17 protein-coding genes and 1 tRNA gene are annotated in these 17,046 nt (G+C 58.9%); 4 read left to right on the top strand and 14 right to left on the bottom strand.

Going from position 1 to position 17,046, the window contains the following annotated elements:
- Nucleotides 1-68: 68 nt before the first annotated feature.
- Both E5180_RS03455 and E5180_RS03450 read left to right on the top strand, forming a co-directional pair.
- Nucleotides 69-145, top strand: a tRNA-Pro gene (locus E5180_RS03455).
- A 64-nt stretch (nucleotides 146-209) separates the two neighbouring features.
- Complete coding sequence (locus E5180_RS03450; RefSeq protein WP_138923174.1) at nucleotides 210-1,289, top strand: 2'-deoxycytidine 5'-triphosphate deaminase; 1,080 nt, start codon at nucleotides 210-212, stop codon at nucleotides 1,287-1,289.
- A gap of 28 nt (nucleotides 1,290-1,317) precedes the next feature.
- On the opposite strand, the gene E5180_RS03445 is transcribed toward E5180_RS03450, so the two are convergent.
- The 7 genes from E5180_RS03445 to E5180_RS03415 all read right to left on the bottom strand — a co-directional run bounded on the left by E5180_RS03445 (nucleotide 1,318) and on the right by E5180_RS03415 (nucleotide 8,106).
- Nucleotides 1,318-1,560 (bottom strand): hypothetical protein, encoded by a 243-nt coding sequence (locus tag E5180_RS03445; RefSeq protein WP_138923173.1) that lies wholly within the window; start codon nucleotides 1,558-1,560, stop codon nucleotides 1,318-1,320.
- Nucleotides 1,561-1,640: 80 nt separating this feature from the next.
- Nucleotides 1,641-2,294 carry an SMC-Scp complex subunit ScpB gene (gene scpB, locus E5180_RS03440; protein ID WP_138923172.1) on the bottom strand — a complete coding sequence of 218 codons (654 nt, stop codon included), beginning with the start codon at nucleotides 2,292-2,294 and terminating at the stop codon, nucleotides 1,641-1,643.
- A 1-nt stretch (nucleotide 2,295) separates the two neighbouring features.
- Complete coding sequence (locus tag E5180_RS03435) at nucleotides 2,296-3,081, bottom strand: segregation and condensation protein A (protein WP_138923171.1); 786 nt, start codon at nucleotides 3,079-3,081, stop codon at nucleotides 2,296-2,298.
- On the bottom strand, nucleotides 3,074-4,078 hold the full coding sequence (nagZ, locus tag E5180_RS03430) for a beta-N-acetylhexosaminidase (protein ID WP_138923170.1): 1,005 nt from the start codon (nucleotides 4,076-4,078) through the stop codon (nucleotides 3,074-3,076). The genes E5180_RS03435 and nagZ overlap by 8 nt, the downstream gene beginning before the upstream one ends.
- Nucleotides 4,078-4,995: an SPOR domain-containing protein gene (locus tag E5180_RS03425; RefSeq protein WP_138923169.1), complete on the bottom strand. Its 918-nt coding sequence runs from the start codon at nucleotides 4,993-4,995 to the stop codon at nucleotides 4,078-4,080. Before E5180_RS03425 ends, nagZ begins: the two co-directional genes overlap by 1 nt.
- A gap of 162 nt (nucleotides 4,996-5,157) precedes the next feature.
- Nucleotides 5,158-6,900 carry an arginine--tRNA ligase gene (gene argS / locus E5180_RS03420; protein WP_138923168.1) on the bottom strand — a complete coding sequence of 581 codons (1,743 nt, stop codon included), beginning with the start codon at nucleotides 6,898-6,900 and terminating at the stop codon, nucleotides 5,158-5,160.
- A 63-nt stretch (nucleotides 6,901-6,963) separates the two neighbouring features.
- Nucleotides 6,964-8,106, bottom strand: a complete 1,143-nt coding sequence (locus E5180_RS03415) for a deoxyguanosinetriphosphate triphosphohydrolase (protein WP_138923167.1) — start codon at nucleotides 8,104-8,106, stop codon at nucleotides 6,964-6,966.
- Between the two features lie 85 nt (nucleotides 8,107-8,191).
- On the opposite strand from E5180_RS03415, the gene E5180_RS03410 reads away from it, so the two are divergent.
- Nucleotides 8,192-8,515, top strand: a complete 324-nt coding sequence (locus E5180_RS03410; protein WP_138925101.1) for a HesB/IscA family protein — start codon at nucleotides 8,192-8,194, stop codon at nucleotides 8,513-8,515.
- 70 nt (nucleotides 8,516-8,585) lie between these two features.
- On the opposite strand, the gene E5180_RS03405 is transcribed toward E5180_RS03410, so the two are convergent.
- Both E5180_RS03405 and E5180_RS03400 read right to left on the bottom strand, forming a co-directional pair.
- Nucleotides 8,586-9,677 carry a DUF6902 family protein gene (locus E5180_RS03405; RefSeq protein WP_138923166.1) on the bottom strand — a complete coding sequence of 364 codons (1,092 nt, stop codon included), beginning with the start codon at nucleotides 9,675-9,677 and terminating at the stop codon, nucleotides 8,586-8,588.
- A gap of 60 nt (nucleotides 9,678-9,737) precedes the next feature.
- Entirely contained in the window at nucleotides 9,738-9,965 is a 228-nt protein-coding gene (locus tag E5180_RS03400) for a hypothetical protein (RefSeq protein ID WP_138923165.1), read from the bottom strand.
- A 363-nt stretch (nucleotides 9,966-10,328) separates the two neighbouring features.
- On the opposite strand from E5180_RS03400, the gene xth reads away from it, so the two are divergent.
- Nucleotides 10,329-11,111, top strand: a complete 783-nt coding sequence (gene xth / locus E5180_RS03395; RefSeq protein WP_138923164.1) for an exodeoxyribonuclease III — start codon at nucleotides 10,329-10,331, stop codon at nucleotides 11,109-11,111.
- Nucleotides 11,112-11,277: 166 nt separating this feature from the next.
- Here xth and E5180_RS03390 read toward each other — a convergent pair whose 3' ends face one another.
- The 5 genes from E5180_RS03390 to E5180_RS03370 all read right to left on the bottom strand — a co-directional run bounded on the left by E5180_RS03390 (nucleotide 11,278) and on the right by E5180_RS03370 (nucleotide 17,008).
- Nucleotides 11,278-12,783 carry a mannitol dehydrogenase family protein gene (locus E5180_RS03390; protein WP_138923163.1) on the bottom strand — a complete coding sequence of 502 codons (1,506 nt, stop codon included), beginning with the start codon at nucleotides 12,781-12,783 and terminating at the stop codon, nucleotides 11,278-11,280.
- Nucleotides 12,784-12,855: 72 nt separating this feature from the next.
- Nucleotides 12,856-13,860 carry an ABC transporter ATP-binding protein gene (locus E5180_RS03385; RefSeq protein ID WP_138923162.1) on the bottom strand — a complete coding sequence of 335 codons (1,005 nt, stop codon included), beginning with the start codon at nucleotides 13,858-13,860 and terminating at the stop codon, nucleotides 12,856-12,858.
- Between the two features lie 15 nt (nucleotides 13,861-13,875).
- A complete protein-coding gene (locus tag E5180_RS03380) occupies nucleotides 13,876-14,706 on the bottom strand; it encodes a carbohydrate ABC transporter permease (protein WP_138923161.1) in 831 nt (276 codons plus the stop codon).
- Nucleotides 14,707-14,718: 12 nt separating this feature from the next.
- On the bottom strand, nucleotides 14,719-15,585 hold the full coding sequence (locus tag E5180_RS03375) for a carbohydrate ABC transporter permease (RefSeq protein ID WP_093733631.1): 867 nt from the start codon (nucleotides 15,583-15,585) through the stop codon (nucleotides 14,719-14,721).
- A gap of 118 nt (nucleotides 15,586-15,703) precedes the next feature.
- The gene (locus E5180_RS03370; RefSeq protein ID WP_138923160.1) at nucleotides 15,704-17,008 is read right to left on the bottom strand and encodes an ABC transporter substrate-binding protein; all 1,305 of its coding nucleotides are present in this window, start codon (nucleotides 17,006-17,008) and stop codon (nucleotides 15,704-15,706) included.
- Nucleotides 17,009-17,046 lie beyond the last annotated feature (38 nt).

The raw sequence follows: 17,046 nt of genomic DNA, 5'->3' as shown, positions 1-17,046 counted from the left end.
CTGCCCGTGCGATTTGCAACAATTCCCCCTTGCGCGCCCGGTTTTATCAGGTATGAAACGCCTCATGTCGGGCTATGGCGCAGCCTGGTAGCGCGTCCGTCTGGGGGACGGAAGGTCGCAGGTTCGAGTCCTGCTAGCCCGACCAACCGACATACAACAAACGCCCGTACCCTGATGGGTGCGGGTGTTTGCATTTGAAAGGCCCGGATATGATCGGCGTAGTTCCCAACCAGCATATCACCGACATGATCGCATCGGGTCAGATCATCGGCACACCGCCCGTTGATGACGCTCAGATTCAACCGGCCAGCCTTGATCTGCGTTTGGGTACAGTGGCTTACCGAGTGCGTGCATCGTTCCTTGCAGGACACGGTGCCAAGGTGGCAGACCGTCTGACTGAGTTCGAGATGCACCGCGTGGATCTGACCGAGGGTGCTGTGCTGGAAAAGGGCTGTGTCTACGTCGTTCCGCTGATGGAGACCCTCGCCCTGCCCCAAGGCACCTCTGCGGCGGCCAATGCCAAAAGCTCTACGGGGCGGTTGGATCTGCTCACACGGACAATCACCGACGGTGGCACGGAATTCGACCGCATCGCGCCAGGCTACACCGGCCCGCTGTACGCCGAGATTTGCCCGCGCTCGTTTTCAGTGCTGGTACGCCCCGGTATGCGGCTGAACCAGATCCGGTTTTCAACCGGGAATGCGACGTTAGACGACGACGCCCTGCGTGCGCTACATGCGGATACCCCACTGGTTGATGGCGAGGCCGTGATCGACGATGGTTTGGGCTTTTCCGTCGATCTGCGCCTGCCCGATACGACGCTTGTTGGCTATCGCGCCAAGCCGCATACCGGTGTGATTGATCTGGACAAGCTCGGCTATTACAAGCCGGCCCAATACTGGGAAGAGGTCCACAGCGACAATGGCCAGATTATCCTCGATCCCGGAGCGTTCTATATTCTGGTAAGCCGCGAAGCCGTGACGATCCCCCCCGAATATGCCGCCGAAATGGCCCCCTACCTCGCGATGGTAGGTGAATTTCGGGTGCATTATGCAGGGTTCTTCGACCCCGGGTTCGGCCATGCGTCCGCAGGCGGAGCAGGGTCACGCGGCGTGCTAGAAGTACGCTGCCACGAAGCACCCTTTGTGCTTGAGCACGGTCAAGTTGTCGGGCGGCTCGTCTACGAGAAAATGACCCAAGTGCCAACCCAGCTCTACGGAGCAGGCATCGCGTCGAACTATCAGGGGCAAGGACTCAAGCTAAGCAAGCATTTCAGCCCACCGCGGTAAGGTCAGCGTCAGGGCGCGCTGCCGATTGCTAGAACCGCGTCAGCTTGCGCATGTTTCGCACCATTTTGCGCGCCTGTTTTCCCTGTTGGTTACCGGCTTTATTCCGCCGTGCGTTTTCAGCAGGGCTTGGCGGCACGGCATCGCTATCGCGACCTTCCACATCTTTTCGGCCCTTCCCAAGTTTAGAGGCTTGGTCAAATCCGATATTGATACCCTTATTGATCAATCGCCCCATAAAGCGACGCATGATCATGTTCACAATCTGGTTCATTTCGTGATTTCACTCCCGCATAGGTCTATATCTGGGCTTAATATAACATCCTTTGCGGCGATTTTCAGGCCCGCGGGGGATTAATCCTCGAACAGCTCGCTCTGGCCTTCGGTGGCCTCTGGTTCTTCGTCGCTGTCGACACCCGGAATTGCACTGAACGCGGGGCGCCCCTCGAGCAGCCCGGCAGAGCGGAGCTCCTGTAGACCTGGCAGATCTCGCGGGCTTTCCAGCCCGAAATGCGCCAGAAACTCTTGGGTCACAACAAAGGTCACGGGCCGGCCGGGCGTCATCTTGCGGCGGCCAAAGCGGATCCAGTCAAGTTCAATAAGCTGGTCCAAAGTCCCGCGCGATACCGACACGCCGCGGATCTCTTCAATCTCGGCACGGGTGGTGGGCTGGTGATAGGCAATGATCGCCAGCGTCTCGATTGCGGCGCGGGACAGTTTGCGGGTCTCGACTGTCTCATGGTGCATCAAATATCCCAGATCGGCGGCCGTGCGCATGGCATAGGCATCCCCGATCCGGCAAAGCTGCACCCCCCGCCCGGCATAGCGTTTGCGCAGATGGACCAGCGCTTCCGCAGGATCACAGCCGTGGGGCAGACGGGCTGTAATCTCGCGCAGGGTCATGGGATCTGCGGTGGCAAATAGGATCGCCTCGATCATGCGTTCCTGTTCGGCCAGAGGTGGCGCGTCAAACAGGCTTTCTTCGATTTGTTGGGCGGGGTCGGCCACGTCAGCTATCCTTCTTGCGCAACTGGATCGGGGCAAACATCCCGTCTTGGCGAATTTCCAGATGCCCTTCTTTTACCAATTCAAGCGACGCCGCAAACGTTGATGCCGTCGCCGAGCGGCGCATTGCCGGTTCCTTGTCCCAGCCTTCGGGCAGATAGCGTGTCAGGTCGGACCAATCGCCCTCGAACCCGATGAGACCGCGCATCCGTTCAAGCGCCTGCTCCATCGTAAAGACCTTTTCACGATCCATCACAAAGGGGCGAAACTCGTCGCGCGTCCGTGTGCGGGCATAGCCTTGCATCAGGTCCAGCAAGGTCGCGTTATATGTCACCCGGCGGGTCTGCTGCATTTCCTGGGTCTGGCCGCGGGCAAAAAAATCACGTCCCAACTGATCACGTGCCATAAGCTGCGAAGCGACGTCTCGTATTGCTTGCAGACGTTCCAGCTGAAAGGCCAGATGCGCGGCCAGCTCTTCGCCCGAGGGACCTTCGTCCTTGGGGTCAGGCGGTAGAAGCAAACGGGATTTCAGAAACGCCAGCCACGCCGCCATGACCAGATAATCCGCCGCCAGTTCAAGCCGCAGTGCCTTGGCCTTGTCCACGAACATCAGATATTGCCGCGCCAATTGCAGCACCGAAACCTTGCGAAGATCAACCTTTTGGGTCCGGCTAAGCGTCAGCAACAGGTCAAGAGGCCCCTCGAACCCGTCGACATCCACAATCAGCGCCTCGGCGGTGCGCCGTTCAGCAACTTTTGCCTGTCCATCGTCCATGACCGTATCAGCCATCTGACGCCCCGCCCAAAAGCGTGTCGAGTTGTGCATTTAGGGCAGGAATGTCGACATCATCAGGCTCACGGCGCATCGCCAGCGCCCGTTCTGCACGGGTTTGCGCAGCGTCGGTCATTTCGCCTGCTGCCTCGGCCACACGGCCGCGGTCTTCCAATGTGGCGTTGCAATAAAGGACGACATCACAGCCCGCCGACAACGCATCAGCCGCAATCTGGTCTACTTCACCCGCCAATGCTTTCATCGAGATGTCATCGGTCATGATCAGATTGTCAAAGCCGATGTCCTCGCGGATCAGGTTCATCATCACCGGTGACAACGTGGCAGGACGTGGATCAATCGCATCATAGACAAGATGCGCTGTCATCCCCATCGGCAGGTCGCTCAGCGCCTTGAAGGGCGCGAAATCATGGGCATCCAGCGCGGCGCGCGGCGCATTGACCAGCGGCAGTTCATAGTGGCTGTCCATCGTGGCGCGCCCGTGCCCGGGTATGTGTTTGACCACGGGCAGTACGCCGCCCGCCAACATGCCATCTGCCGCAGCGCGGCCCAAGGCCGCGACCACGTCCGGCGTTGTGCCATAGCATCGGTTGCGTAGAAACTCATGCGTTTGCGTGCCAGCCACATCGACCATAGGTGCACAATTGCTGTCTATGCCGATGCGGTGAAGCTCGTCTGCGATCAGACGAAAGCGCAGATACATCGCCTCTGCCGCATTGCTACCAGCAGCCTGTACAAAATCAAGCGGAGCCGACCAGTCGCGCCACTGTGGCGCACGCAGACGCTGCACCCGTCCGCCTTCTTGGTCGACGGTAATCACAGCGTCATGGCCCGCCGCGTCGCGCATTTCAGCGCAAAGGGCACGTACCTGATCAGGCGTGTCGATATTGCGTGCAAACAGAATGAACCCAAAGGGTTTTACGGCACGAAACAACGCCTTTTCTTGCGCCGTCAGCCGCAGCCCCGACGCATCCAGTATTGTCGCCCCGTACCGCATCAGCGTGTAACGACGGGAATGCAGTCAGTGTTTTCAGCCACCAGCGCCGAACAAAAGCGCCGTGCGTCCGCGATATCCGAAAACCCATGCGCGCGCAGACGATAGAACGTCCGACCGCCGCTGCTGGCCTCTTGGATGATGCGGTCTTTGCCGTCCATATAGGCGCCGAAACGTGCGTTCAGACGGACCCATTGTGCCCGCGCGATCTGCGGTGAATCGAATGCGCCCAGTTGCACCAGACGTGTGCCTGTGGGCAGGCTGTCGGGCGACAGCTCTTTGACTTCTGCCGCAGCCACGGGGGCGGATTCAAAGGATGCTTTGGTCGCAACCATTCGGCCACCGGGCCGATTTTGTGGCCGCAAGGATGCACGTACGCCGGGTTCTTCGCCCATTGCCACGGCTACAGCGTTCGACACGGCCATTTCGAGCGGATCCACATCCATCGTGGCGCTCGCGCTCATCGGCTCTGGCAACGTGGTTCCGTCGTCTTGATCTTCCAGTGGCTCCATCCCATCCGTGAGAGAGGCAACCAAACCGTCTACATCCCCGTTTTGAAACGCCGCTGCAACGTCTACCGCTGGCGAGGTGGAGGCTGGGGCCTGTTGCACAGGTGCAACCATCGCGACGGGGATGGGCTGGTCTTCTTCTTCCAGATCCAATGGTTTCGGGGCCAGTATCAACTGTTCAGCGAACTGGTTCGCCGTCCCTTCAGAGGCAACGGCGTTGACCGACAGCCCCTGATTATCGGCCAGTTGCCCGCCCGGATTTTCAGGACGCACACGCATATCGCCTTGGGCGGCACGGACCACCGGAATACCCGTCACATCGCGCACAAGCAGCTTGTAACCCCACACCCCGATCCCGACGATCAAGGTGATAGACAGCGCAGCACCTGCAAAATTTGCAAACTTTGTCAAAGGCTTAGCCGGTGTCTGCGGGCCTAGTCCGGTGTCATGCTCAAAGGAATACCCCCCACCCTGGGAGGAGGACGTGTAATCTGCCATTTCTGCCTCACTGACCGCGTCCGGCATCGCCTGCGCGGGTCTGTTTTTTGAACCTGCCTGACCAGCGTGTGTGCGTTATCGCATCTCTTCCGCTGGCTTGACCCCAAGAATACCAAGACCTGACGCAATTACAATCGCTGCGGCCTGCGCAAGAGCGATTTTCGACTGCGAGACCGCAGCATCATCTTGCAAGAAACGCAGCTCTGGCACGTCATTCCCACGGTTCCAAAGCCCGTGGAAGTCGCCCGCAAGCTCGTAAAGGTAGAACGCGATCCGATGTGGTTCGTTGCTACGCGCCGCCGTCTCGACCATCCGCGGCCACTCTGCCAGCTTCTGCGCCAGTTTCAGCTCTGCCTCATGGTCCAGCTTGCTCAGATCGGCGCGTTGAAGCGTTTCAATATCTGTCGCGACGCCGGCCTCTGCCGCTTTGCGCAACACGGAATGAACGCGGGCGTTGGCGTATTGCACATAGAACACGGGGTTTTCGCGCGATTGCTCAAGCACTTTGGCAAAGTCGAAGTCCAGCATCGCGTCATTTTTACGAGTCAACATAACGAAACGCGTCACATCCGCGCCCACTTGATCAACAACATCACGCAGGGTCACGAATGTCCCTGCCCGCTTGGACATTTTGAATTCCTTGCCGTCCTTGAAAAGCTTGACCAGCTGCGTCAGCTTGATGTCGAGCGGCACAGCCCCTTCGGACAACGCCGACACCGCGGCCTTCATCCGTTTGACATAGCCCCCATGATCCGCCCCGAACACGTCAATCAACATGTCAAAGCCGCGCTGCACCTTGTCGTAGTGGTACGCAATATCGGGCGCGAAATAGGTCCAGCCGCCGTCCGACTTCATCACCGGGCGGTCCACATCATCGCCATGCGCAGTGGATTTGAACAGCGTCTGCTCGCGCGGTTCCCAGTCTTCGGGCTTTTTGCCCTTTGGCGGCTCAAGCACACCTTCATAGATCAGACCCTTGGCCTTGAGGTCTTCAATCGCGGCTTCAATCCGGCCCGTGCCATAGAGCGATTTTTCCGAATAGAACACATCCATTTCCACCCCGAGAGAGGCCAGATCTTCGCGGATCAGCTTCATCATCTCGTCGGTGGCAAAATTGCGTACATCTTCAAGCCAGACGGATTCATCCTTATCGATATAAGCGTCGCCCACCTTGTCTTTCAGCGCCACGCCCACGTCGACCAGATAGTCGCCGGGGTATGTGCCTTCGGGGAAAGCAACCTCTTGGCCGTGTGCCTCAAGATACCGCAGATAGACAGAGCGCGCCAATACATCGACCTGTGCCCCGCCATCGTTGATGTAATATTCGCGCGTGACATCAAAGCCCGCAAAATCAAGCAATGACGCCAGCGCATCCCCAAAGACCGCCCCGCGGGTGTGGCCAACATGCAGCGGGCCGGTCGGGTTGGCGGATACATATTCAACGTTCACGCGTCTGCCCTGACCTAGATCGCCGCGGCCAAAATCAGTCCCTTGCCGCAGAACCGCGCCGACAACGCCCTGCCATACCGCAGCGCTTAGCCGCAGGTTCAAAAAGCCGGGCCCAGCCACATCAGCCGCAGTAATCCGCGCATCCTCACCCAGCTTTGCAGCCAGCTTGTCGGCGATATCGCGCGGCTTCATACGGGCAGGCTTGGCCAGCACCATCGCGGCATTGGTTGCCATATCCCCATGTGATGCATCGCGCGGAGGCTCAACAGTGATGGCGTCAAAGCTCAGGCCCTCGGGCAGAAACCCGTCAGCGACCAGCGTATCAAGGGTGGACAGCACAAGGCTGCGGATATCGGCAAATAGGTTCATAACGGGGTTCCTTCGACTTGGCCCCGTGTATCACCTGAATATGCGCCCATAATCAAGGGCGGTTCAGCCTTTAGCGATCAACCGCTCGTGCTCTTGCAGGGCAAAGCGATCGGTCATCCCCGAGATATAGTCACTGACGATCCGCGCGAGTGCCGTATCGCCGTCTGCGTCCTCTACATCTTTGCGCCATTGTTTGGGCAATTGATCCGTATGCGCGCAGAAATAGGGGAACAAATCCTCGACCACCTGCGTCACCTGCTTGCGCATAAGAACCACCGACGGCGCGCGGTACATCCGGTCAAACAGGAATGCGCGGATCACCTTGAGGTCTTGGAACACCGGATCGGAAAACTGGATCAGCGTGCGCCCCGCCATTCGAATATCAGTGGCGGTTTCGGGCTTCATTTCGGCCAAACGGGTCCGCGCGACTGTGATAACATCCTCGACCAGCACACCAAAGAACCGGCGCAGCGCCTCGTGGCGACGCCGGTAGTAGTTCAAACCGGGATAAAGCCGGTCCACCTCGGCAAAGTTGTCCTTGAGGATCGGAAGCTCGGCCAGTTCATCCGTCGAAAACAGCTCCGCGCGCAGCCCGTCATGCAGATCGTGGTGGTTATAGGCCACGTCGTCGGCAATCGCCGCCACCTGCGCTTCGGCACTGGCGAATGTATCCAGCTCTAGATCATGCTGCCGCCCATAGGCCGCCAGAGCCCACGGCAGGTCTCCTGTCACCGGCCCATTATGTTTCGCCAGCCCCTCTAATGTTTCCCACGTCAGGTTCAACCCGTCGAATTCCGCATAGTGCCGTTCAAGATGGGTGACGATTCGAATGGCCTGCGCGTTGTGATCAAACCCGCCATAGGGGGCCATCAGCGTCTCCAGCGCATCCTCGCCGGTGTGACCAAAAGGCGGATGCCCCAGATCATGTGCCAGCGCGACCGCCTCCGTCAGCTCTGCATTCAGACCCAAAGCACCGGCAATCGTGCGCGCCACCTGCGCCACCTCGATCGAATGGGTTAGCCGCGTGCGGTAATAATCGCCTTCATGTTCAATGAACACTTGGGTTTTATGCTTGAGCCGCCGAAAGGCGCTGGCGTGAATAATCCGGTCGCGATCCCGCTGAAAGCAGGAACGAAAGGTACTTTCCTCTTCGGGTATCAACCGTCCCCGGGTCAGTGCCGGATCAGAAGCAAAAGAAGCGCGCATAGTCGGTGGTCCTTGTGGCCTGTCCTGAGGGTTTCTATATTGTATGATAAGACAGATGGAAACCGATCACCCCGGAGCCCGAAAAATGAACCTGCCCCCCCAAGTCACCCCGCGCGCCTTTGACCGCCTTGCCGAAATCGGTGCCGCAGCAGAGGGCCAAGCCCTGCGCGTCGCAGTGGAAGGCGGCGGTTGCTCCGGCTTTCAGTACGATATCGCGCTGGATGCCCCAAAGGACGACGATCTCGTCCTTGAAGGTGCCGGCCAGAAAGTCGTGGTCGACAGCATCTCGCTGCCCTTCCTTGCCAATGCTGTCATCGACTTCTCCGAAGAACTGATCGGCGCGCGTTTCGTGGTTGAAAACCCTAACGCGACCAGCGCCTGCGGTTGCGGCACATCCTTCTCGATGTAGCACTCAGCCCGTTTCATTCTGCCCAAGAACCCCCCGCCGGAGGCTGGTCTCATGCCAGCATGAGGCCGCCCTAAAGCTGAACCCGCGCCGAACCTCCCCCCGTTTTGGCCGGCGCACGGGCGAAGCGGGCAAAAAACGCATTGAACCGCGGGCAAGACGCCTCTGCCTGTGCCAAGATGTTTTGTGCCGAGGGGGCAAGCGACGCCATTATCCTCCCACGCATACGCGCCCAATCAGATTGCCGCGTGTCTCCCATCTTGAAAAGGGTTTCGGACAGCCCCAATAGCGCACCCTCTGGTGGCGCGTAGCGGATGGAGACCGGGCCCTGTGGCACCGCTTGGCTGAATGCCGGAGCCCCCGCCATCTGCGACAACCAGCCGGCCACCAAATAGATATGATACCCGTCGCCCGCCCCCTCCCCGTGGTGCGGCACGATCTGGCAGGCGTTTGCGGCAGTGCGGACAGCGTCTTCCCACAAGACGGGCGCAGGCGAGCCGGCCAACCTCAAAGCAGCGCAGAGCTCTGCCAGCAAATCTATATCCTGATCCAGATAAGCCAGGACGCCGGCAAAGGTCAGGCTTTCAATTGCCGCGAGGGGCAGTGCCGGATCACGTTGACCATAGTCGGACAGGTAGAAAACAATATGCGCGAGCTCGTAAGATGCTTTTTTATTCGGCAGCACAAAGTTTTCTGATCTCAGGAAAAACCCGCGCAATCGCGCGTGCAGGGTTTCGTCTCGGGTGACGGGCATCCGCCGTGCCATCAACCGCTCTGCCTCGGCGCGTTGTAGGTCGGAAAGTTCCCCATCGACCAAGCGCATACGCGAGACCCAGTGCACCAGTCGCAGCCCTGTCTCTCCGGGCATGCCAAGATCCTCAAGATCAAGGGCTAGTGACAGGAAGAAACGGTAATACTGCGGGAAAAAACGGATCGTTTCCTCCAGTTGGTCATAGAAAGATGCGTAGGGCATCAAAGCACCCGACGACACTGGCATATTCGAGCTTGCCAACACCCCCAGCCATTCTGCGTTTTCCTTCAACCAGAACACATCCCCCGCACGGCGACGCTGCTGTGCAAACATGCGGCTGATCGCTGCTATATCGGCGTGTTTCGCAGCAATACCGCGGGCGCGAACGGACGAAAGTGTCACAACGTTAGACATAGAACTCCCTCTTCGTTGGTTACCCCTGCGCCGTTTCTGGCGCAGGGTGACACGGGAATATCAGCCAGCGGTAAACAGACCGCTAATCCCCGCGGTCGCCATGGGGCCTGCCTGTGGCTCTGACTGCAATCCGGTGGTGAACAATCCGGTCCCGTGACCGCAATGCGGGTCGCGTCCGGTACGGATTAGGCCGGTGGTATAAAGGCCGGTGCCCGAACCCAGCTGCAGCGTCGCATCAGCGGCACGAACGGAGGGAAGGGTGTTCTCGGCGTAGGCAATTGCGGTCATATTTTCTTCCTTTTAGGTGGTTTTTGAAATCGGCAGCGAAACCTGAGGCTGCACGTCCTTCATCAATCACCACAGCGCAGCGTGAACCTAGCCGTCAAAAAGATCGAATTTTAATGATGCAATTCATCCACATGCGCCACGTAGTTGATCCCATTGAAACTGCAAGACGACGTCGTGTTCTCCACATTAGAGACAACTTTACAGACCTATCCTGCACACCCCTGTCGGGCCGATGCCCCAATTAGATAAACGCCTGCACAACGCCCGAATCGCGTGCGAAAACCGGCCAAGCCGGCGCAGCCCCCTTGCCCCATATCGCGGTATGCGCGATAGCTGCGCGAACCAATATAGGGGGGGGCTGTCATGAAAATCGCCACGTTCAACATCAACGGGATCAAAGCGCGGATCGATGCCCTGCCCCAATGGCTGGACGAAGCGCAGCCTGATGTCGCAATTCTGCAAGAAATAAAATCCGTCGACGAGGGTTTCCCGCGCGAACTTTTTGAGGACCGCGGCTATAACGTCGAAACCCACGGCCAGAAATCGTTTAACGGCGTCGCAATCCTGTCAAAGCTGCCGCTTGAGGATGTGACCCGTGGCCTGCCCGGTGACGACAGCGACGAACAGGCCCGCTATATCGAGGCGACCGTTGTGGGGGATCATTCGTCTGTCCGGCTGTGCGGGCTGTATCTGCCCAATGGCAACCCTGCGCCGGGCCCGAAATACGATTATAAACTGGCCTGGATGCAGCGCCTAGAAGACCGCGCCCGCGCGCTGCTGGCCGAAGAAACCCCCTTTTTGCTGACCGGCGATTTCAACATTATTCCGCAGGCCGAAGATGCGGCCACGCCGGACGCATGGCGCGAAGATGCGTTGTTTCGCCCGGAATCCCGTGCCGCATGGCGACGCCTGCTGGCGCTTGGCCTGACAGAGGCATTTCGTGCGCGCACCCAAGGGCCGGGGCACTACAGCTTTTGGGATTATCAAGCGGGCGCGTGGAACCGCAACAACGGCATCCGCATCGATCACTTCCTGCTGAGCCCCGCCATCGCCGACAGTCTGCGCGATTGCCAGATCGACAAGGACGTGCGCGGGCGTGAAAAACCGTCAGATCACGTGCCGGTCTGGGTCGACCTCGATCTCTGAGTCTAATCCAACTGTACCGAGCCAAATCCATTTTAGCCGACTCTAATCAAGCCCGGACAGAAATCCTCGGGCCGTTGCCCCCTGCCACTCTACTTTGTCTCTAATAGACCAGAACAGGCAGCGGGGGGCATTTTGCACGCCGAACAGGGCACGGCCAGAGGCTGCCTCAACCTGCCTTGTTAACCCGCCCACCCTGGTTGTCGGCCAGCGCATAGGTGTTCATCGCGGCGACGGCTCCCTCTGCCCAGATCAACGTAAGCCAATGGGAAAACGCAGTCCTAAAGTCCTCGGCCAGCGCCAGATCACCGTAGTGGCGCTCTTGTTCCAGCCACGCGGCAGGGCGCGTGCGCGCAGCTTCGGCAACAGTGCGCAATTCGTCCCAGATCGGATCGTTTGGCACGATCTCGCTGCCGTCTTCCCGCGTGCCTGCGCACATCCGGGCCCAGAACGCTTCGACCAAGGCCAGACCGGCAACCGACCGACCTGCGGCCAATTGATCGCGCAGGATCGGCAGAACGAAACCTGCGTGCCGCGCCGAGCCGTCAAAAGCGACGCGGCGGGTGGTGTCGACAATGCGCGGGTTAGAGAAGCGCTGCTCAATCAACTCCAGATATGTCAGCGGCGTCATGCCGGGCACAGGGGCAACCGTCTGTGTGATCTCGTCGGCCTGCACACGGTGGAACATCGCGCGGATCGCCGGATGCGTCATACAGTCCGAGATTGCCTCGATCCCCAGTACTTCACCAACATTCGCCAAAACCTGATGGCCCGCGTTGAGAATGCGGATCTTCATTTTCTCATAAGCATGGACGTCGTCCGAAAAGGTTGCGCCCACCTTGTCCCAGTCTGGCCGTCCTGCGCAGAAATCGTCTTCGATCACCCATTGGCGAAAGGCTTCGTGGGTCACAGGGGCGGCGTCGATCACGCCAAATTCGCGCGCCTGCGCGATCTCGGCTGGACCGGTCACCGGGGCAATGCAATCGACCATGGAGTTGGGGAAGCTGCCGTTCGCGTCAATCCAATCAGCCAACGACGGATCCGACATCCGCGCAAGGGACACGACGGTTTGTCGTAGGATATCGCCGTTGCCTTGCAGGTTGTCGCAACTCAGCCCTGTGAAAGGCCCCTGCCCCGCATCGCGCCGCAGACGCAATGCCGCGACAATGGCACCAAAGGCCGTGCGCGGGGTTTCAGGGTGGGCCGCGTCATGGACAATATCGGCATGGGACGCGTCAAAACCCTTGCTGACCGGATCAATGTAATAGCCGCTTTCGGTCACCGTCAGCCCGACAATACGAATGGCCGGGTCGGCCATAGCCTGGATAAGCGCGCCGTTGCCGTCCTCGATCGGGAGGTAATCGATCATCGATCCTACAACCTCTGCCGAGGTTTGCGCAGGGTCGAGTTCAATCAGCGTTGTCAGGCAATCCTGCGCCAGAAGCTTTTCGCGCATGGCCGCATCATAGGGACGCACGCCCGCACCAAGGATCGCCCAATCATGCGCCTGACCGATCTGCATCAACCTGTGCAGATACCACGCCTGATGGGCACGGTGGAAGTTGCCGACGCCGATATGGACAATGCCGGGCGTCAGCGCGCTGCGATCATAGGTGGGCCGGACGATATCAAGATCGCCGAGCGTCGCATTTGAGAGGTCTACCAACTTATCCATGATCCACATCCTTGTCGGATCGCGCGCCAGAAACACGGCGCGGGGTCCAACCTGTCATTCCTGCTGATTGCATCACTCGACCCTTAGGCCCTGCGCATCGAAACGGTGCAGCTTGTCAGCCTGTGGTGTCAGGAAAATCCGGTCCCCGTGTTTGACTGGCAACTCGCCGTCGACGCGCACAGTCATCGGCTCAGAGCCCGCGGCCCCGTGGACGTGCAAGAAGGTGTCAGAGCCCAAATGCTCGGCCACGCCGATGGTGCCTTCCCAAGCACCTGCGGTGGTGGATACGTCAAGATGTTCGGGCCGGATGCCGATGGTGGGCGCGCCGCGCGCTTCGGCTTCGGCACCTTTGATGAGGTTCATTTTAGGCGATCCAATGAAGCCCGCGACGAATTCATTGCGCGGCTTATAGTAAAGCTCAAGCGGGCTGCCGACCTGTTCGATATAGCCTGCGCGCAGCACGACGATCTTGTCGGCCATTGTCATCGCTTCGACCTGATCGTGGGTGACGTAGATCATCGTCGTTGCCAGCCGCTTGTGCAGCTCGCTGATTTCCAGACGCATCCCCACCCGCAGCGCGGCGTCGAGGTTCGACAGCGGCTCGTCAAATAGGAAGGCCGAAGGTTCGCGCACGATGGCACGCCCAATGGCGACACGCTGGCGCTGTCCGCCCGAAAGCTGGCCCGGCCGACGGTCCAGATAGTCGGTCAGATTAAGCGCATTGGCAGCGGCTTCGATCCGGCGCTTCTGCTCATCCGCAGGCAGACCGGCCATCTTCATCGGAAAGGCGATGTTCTTGCGCACCGACATATGCGGATAAAGCGCGTAGGATTGGAACACCATCGCCAGTCCGCGCTTGGCGGGCGGCACATGGGTCGCATCCATGCCGTCGATATCGATATGGCCGGATGTGATATCCTCTAGCCCTGCAATGAGCCGCAGCAGCGTCGACTTCCCGCAGCCCGAGGGGCCGACGAAGACGGTAAATTCGCCGTCTTCGATGGTCAGATCCAGAGGCGGAATGACCCGCACGTCGCCGAAGCTTTTGGAAACCTGATTAAGTCTAATTTGTCCCATGTGACTGTCCCTTACTTACTTGACCGCGCCGAATGTCAGGCCGCTGACAAGCTGCTTTTGGCTGAACCAGCCGAGGATGAGGATTGGCGCAATTGCCATCGTGGAGGCCGCGCTGAGCTTGGCATAAAAAAGGCCTTCGGGGCTGGAGTAGCTCGCGATGAAGGCGGTGAGCGGAGCGGCCTTGGCCGCGGTGAGGTTGAGCGTCCAGAAGGCTTCGTTCCACGCGAGGATAAAGTTCAACAGCAAGGTGGAGGCAATGCCCGGGATCGCCATCGGCGTGAGCACATAAAGCACCTCTTCGCGCAAGCTCGCCCCATCCATCCGTGCGGCTTCTAGGATCTCGCCGGGGATTTCGCGGAAGTAAGTGTAAAGCATCCAGACGATAATCGGCAGGTTGATGAGCATCAGAATGATGACCAGTGCGATCTTGCTGTCGAGCACGCCGAACTGGATGCAAAGCAGATAGATCGGGTAAAGGACACCTACCGCTGGCAGCATCTTGGTCGACAGCATCCACAGCAGAATGTCTTTGGTGCGCTTGCTAGGCACAAAGGCCATCGACCATGCGGCAGGTACAGCGATCAGGATACCAAGGACGGTAGACCCGCCCGCGATGATAATAGAGTTCCACAAGAAGCGCCCGTAGTTGGACCGCTCCAGAACCGCTTGGTAGTTGGCCAGCGTCCAATCAAAGCCGAGAAAAATCGGTGGATCGGCAATCGCCTGCGCCTCGGTCTTGAAGCTGGTGAGGATGGTCCAAAGGATGGGAAAGAAGATCAGGAAACCGATGCCCCAAGCGAGGGCGGTGTTGATGATCTTGCGTTTCTGGGTGATTGCGCGTGCCATGATATCTCCTCCTCAGGCGTCCAGGTTCTTGCCGACGATGCGCATCAGGAAGATGGCAACGATATTGGCAAGAATGATTGCATAGACACCGCCCGCAGATCCGAGGCCGATGTTTTGGCTTTCCAGCACCCGCTGGTAGATGAGATAGGTCAGTGTTTTGGTCCCAAAGGCACCGCCCGTGGTCACAAAGATTTCCGCAAAGATCGACAGTAAAAAGATCGTCTGGATTAGTATCACCACGGTGGTCGCGCGGCCCAGATGCGGGAGTGTAATATAAGCGAAACGCTTGGTCGCGGGTGCGCCGTCCATCTCGGCGGCGTCCAACTGCTCGCGGTCGAGCGACTGAATTGCCGTCAGCAGGATCAGCGTCGCAAAAGGCAGCCATTGCCAAGACACGATGATGACAATCGAGGTCAGCGAGGCTTGGCTCATCCATTGGACCGGTGTCGCACCGAAGAATTCCCAAAGGTAGGCAAAGAGCCCGTAGTTCGGGTCCATGAACATGTTTTTCCACACCAGCGCCGAGACGGTCGGCATGACGAAAAAGGGTGCGATCACAAGGATGCGGACAAAGCCCTGCCCCCACATCGGCTGGTTCAGAAGGATGGCGAGCAAGATACCCAGGCCCACAGTAATCGCCAAAACACTGCAGACAATAATGAGCGTGGTCACCACAGAGGGCCAGAAGGCGCTGGATGTGATGAAACGCACATAGTTGTCGAACCCTACCCAGCCCAGATCACCGCCGCGCATGGGCAGGTATTTCTTGAACGAAAAGTAAAGCGTCATGGTCAGCGGAATAAGCATCCATCCAAGGAGCAAGACCACCGCAGGGGCCATCATCAGACGTGCCGCTGATCGGGAATGTTGGGTCGCCATCTGGCACATCTCCTCTGCTGGCGGCGGATGCCGCGTTTAGGTGAAGGGTATCATATTAGGTGGTGGGGTGGAAAAGGGCGGCGGGGTCCGCCGCCCTTAATACCGGTGAAGCGGCGGCTTAGCGGTAGCCGGCGGCTTCCATTGCGTCGTTGGTCAGCGCCTGCGCCTTCTCGAGCGCCTCTTCGACGGTCTGCTGACCGGCATAGGCGGCGGAGAACTCTTGGCTTACGTCGGTCGCGATGCCTGCAAACTCGGGGATCGCGGCGAACTGAACACCGACGTAAGGCGTCGGATCAACCGTGGAGTTCTGCGGATCAGCCGACAGGATCGAGTCGAGCGTCATCTGAGCAAAGGGCACTTTCTGGTACTCTGGGTTCTCATAAAGCGATTTGCGTGCGCCGGGAGGAACGTTTGCCCAGCCTTCGTTCTCGGCAACCAGATTGATGTAGTCTTTGGACGTGGCCCATTCGATGAACTCTTTTGCCGCATCTTCTTTCTGAGTACCCGCCGGGATCGCCAGCGCCCATGCCCAAAGCCAGTTGGAACGTTTGCCAAGGCCCGTATCGGGTGCCAGCGCAAAGCCAACCTTGTCGGCCACGGTGGAATCGTCACCGTTGGTCACAAAGGATGCCGCAACTGTGGCGTCGATCCACATGCCGCATTTGCCTTGCTGGAACATCGAAAGGTTTTCGTTAAAGCCGTTGGACGCATATCCCGCAGGGCCGCTCTCATCCATCAGGTCTTTGTAGAAGTTGATTGTGTTGGCCCATGCGTCGGTGTCGAACTGGGCGTTCCAATCCTCGTCGAACCAGCGTGCGCCAAAGGAATTCGACATCGCCGTGATAAACGCACCGCCCTCGCCCCAGCCGGCTTTGCCGCGCAGGCAGATGCCGTTGATGTCGTTTTCGCGATCGGTCATGGCAGCCGCGGCTTCGCGGATGAATTCCCAGGTGGGGTCTTTCGGCATTTCCATGCCGGCTTTTTCCATCAGATCCGTGCGGTACATGATCATGGAGCTTTCGCCATAGAAAGGTGCGGCGTAAAGCGTGCCCTCGTGGCTCAGGCCACCTGCCATAGCAGGAAGGATATCGTCTGCGTCATAGTCTTCGCTGAGGTCATCCAGCGGTACAAGCCAGCCGTTCGCACCCCAGATCGGCGTTTCATACATGCCGATGGTCATGATGTCGAAAGAGCCGCCCTTGGTCGAGATGTCGGTGGTGACGCGCTGACGCAGCACGTTCTCTTCCAAGGTGACCCATTCCACTTCGTGGCCGGTCTCTTCGGTGAATTTGTCGGTGTAGCCTTGCATACGGATCATGTCGCCGTTGTTCACGGTGGCGATGGTGATCGTTTCAGCAAACGCACCCCCGCCCATGATCAGGGACAAGGCGGTAGCAGCATACAGTGAATTCTTGCAGAGCATCAATAGTTCCTCCCTCTATAGATGATGAAGCGAGAGTA

This window comes from Sulfitobacter sp. BSw21498 (assembly GCF_006064855.1).
Taxonomy (GTDB): Bacteria; Pseudomonadota; Alphaproteobacteria; order Rhodobacterales; family Rhodobacteraceae; genus Sulfitobacter.
This window is presented reverse-complemented; position numbering and strand designations above follow the sequence as displayed.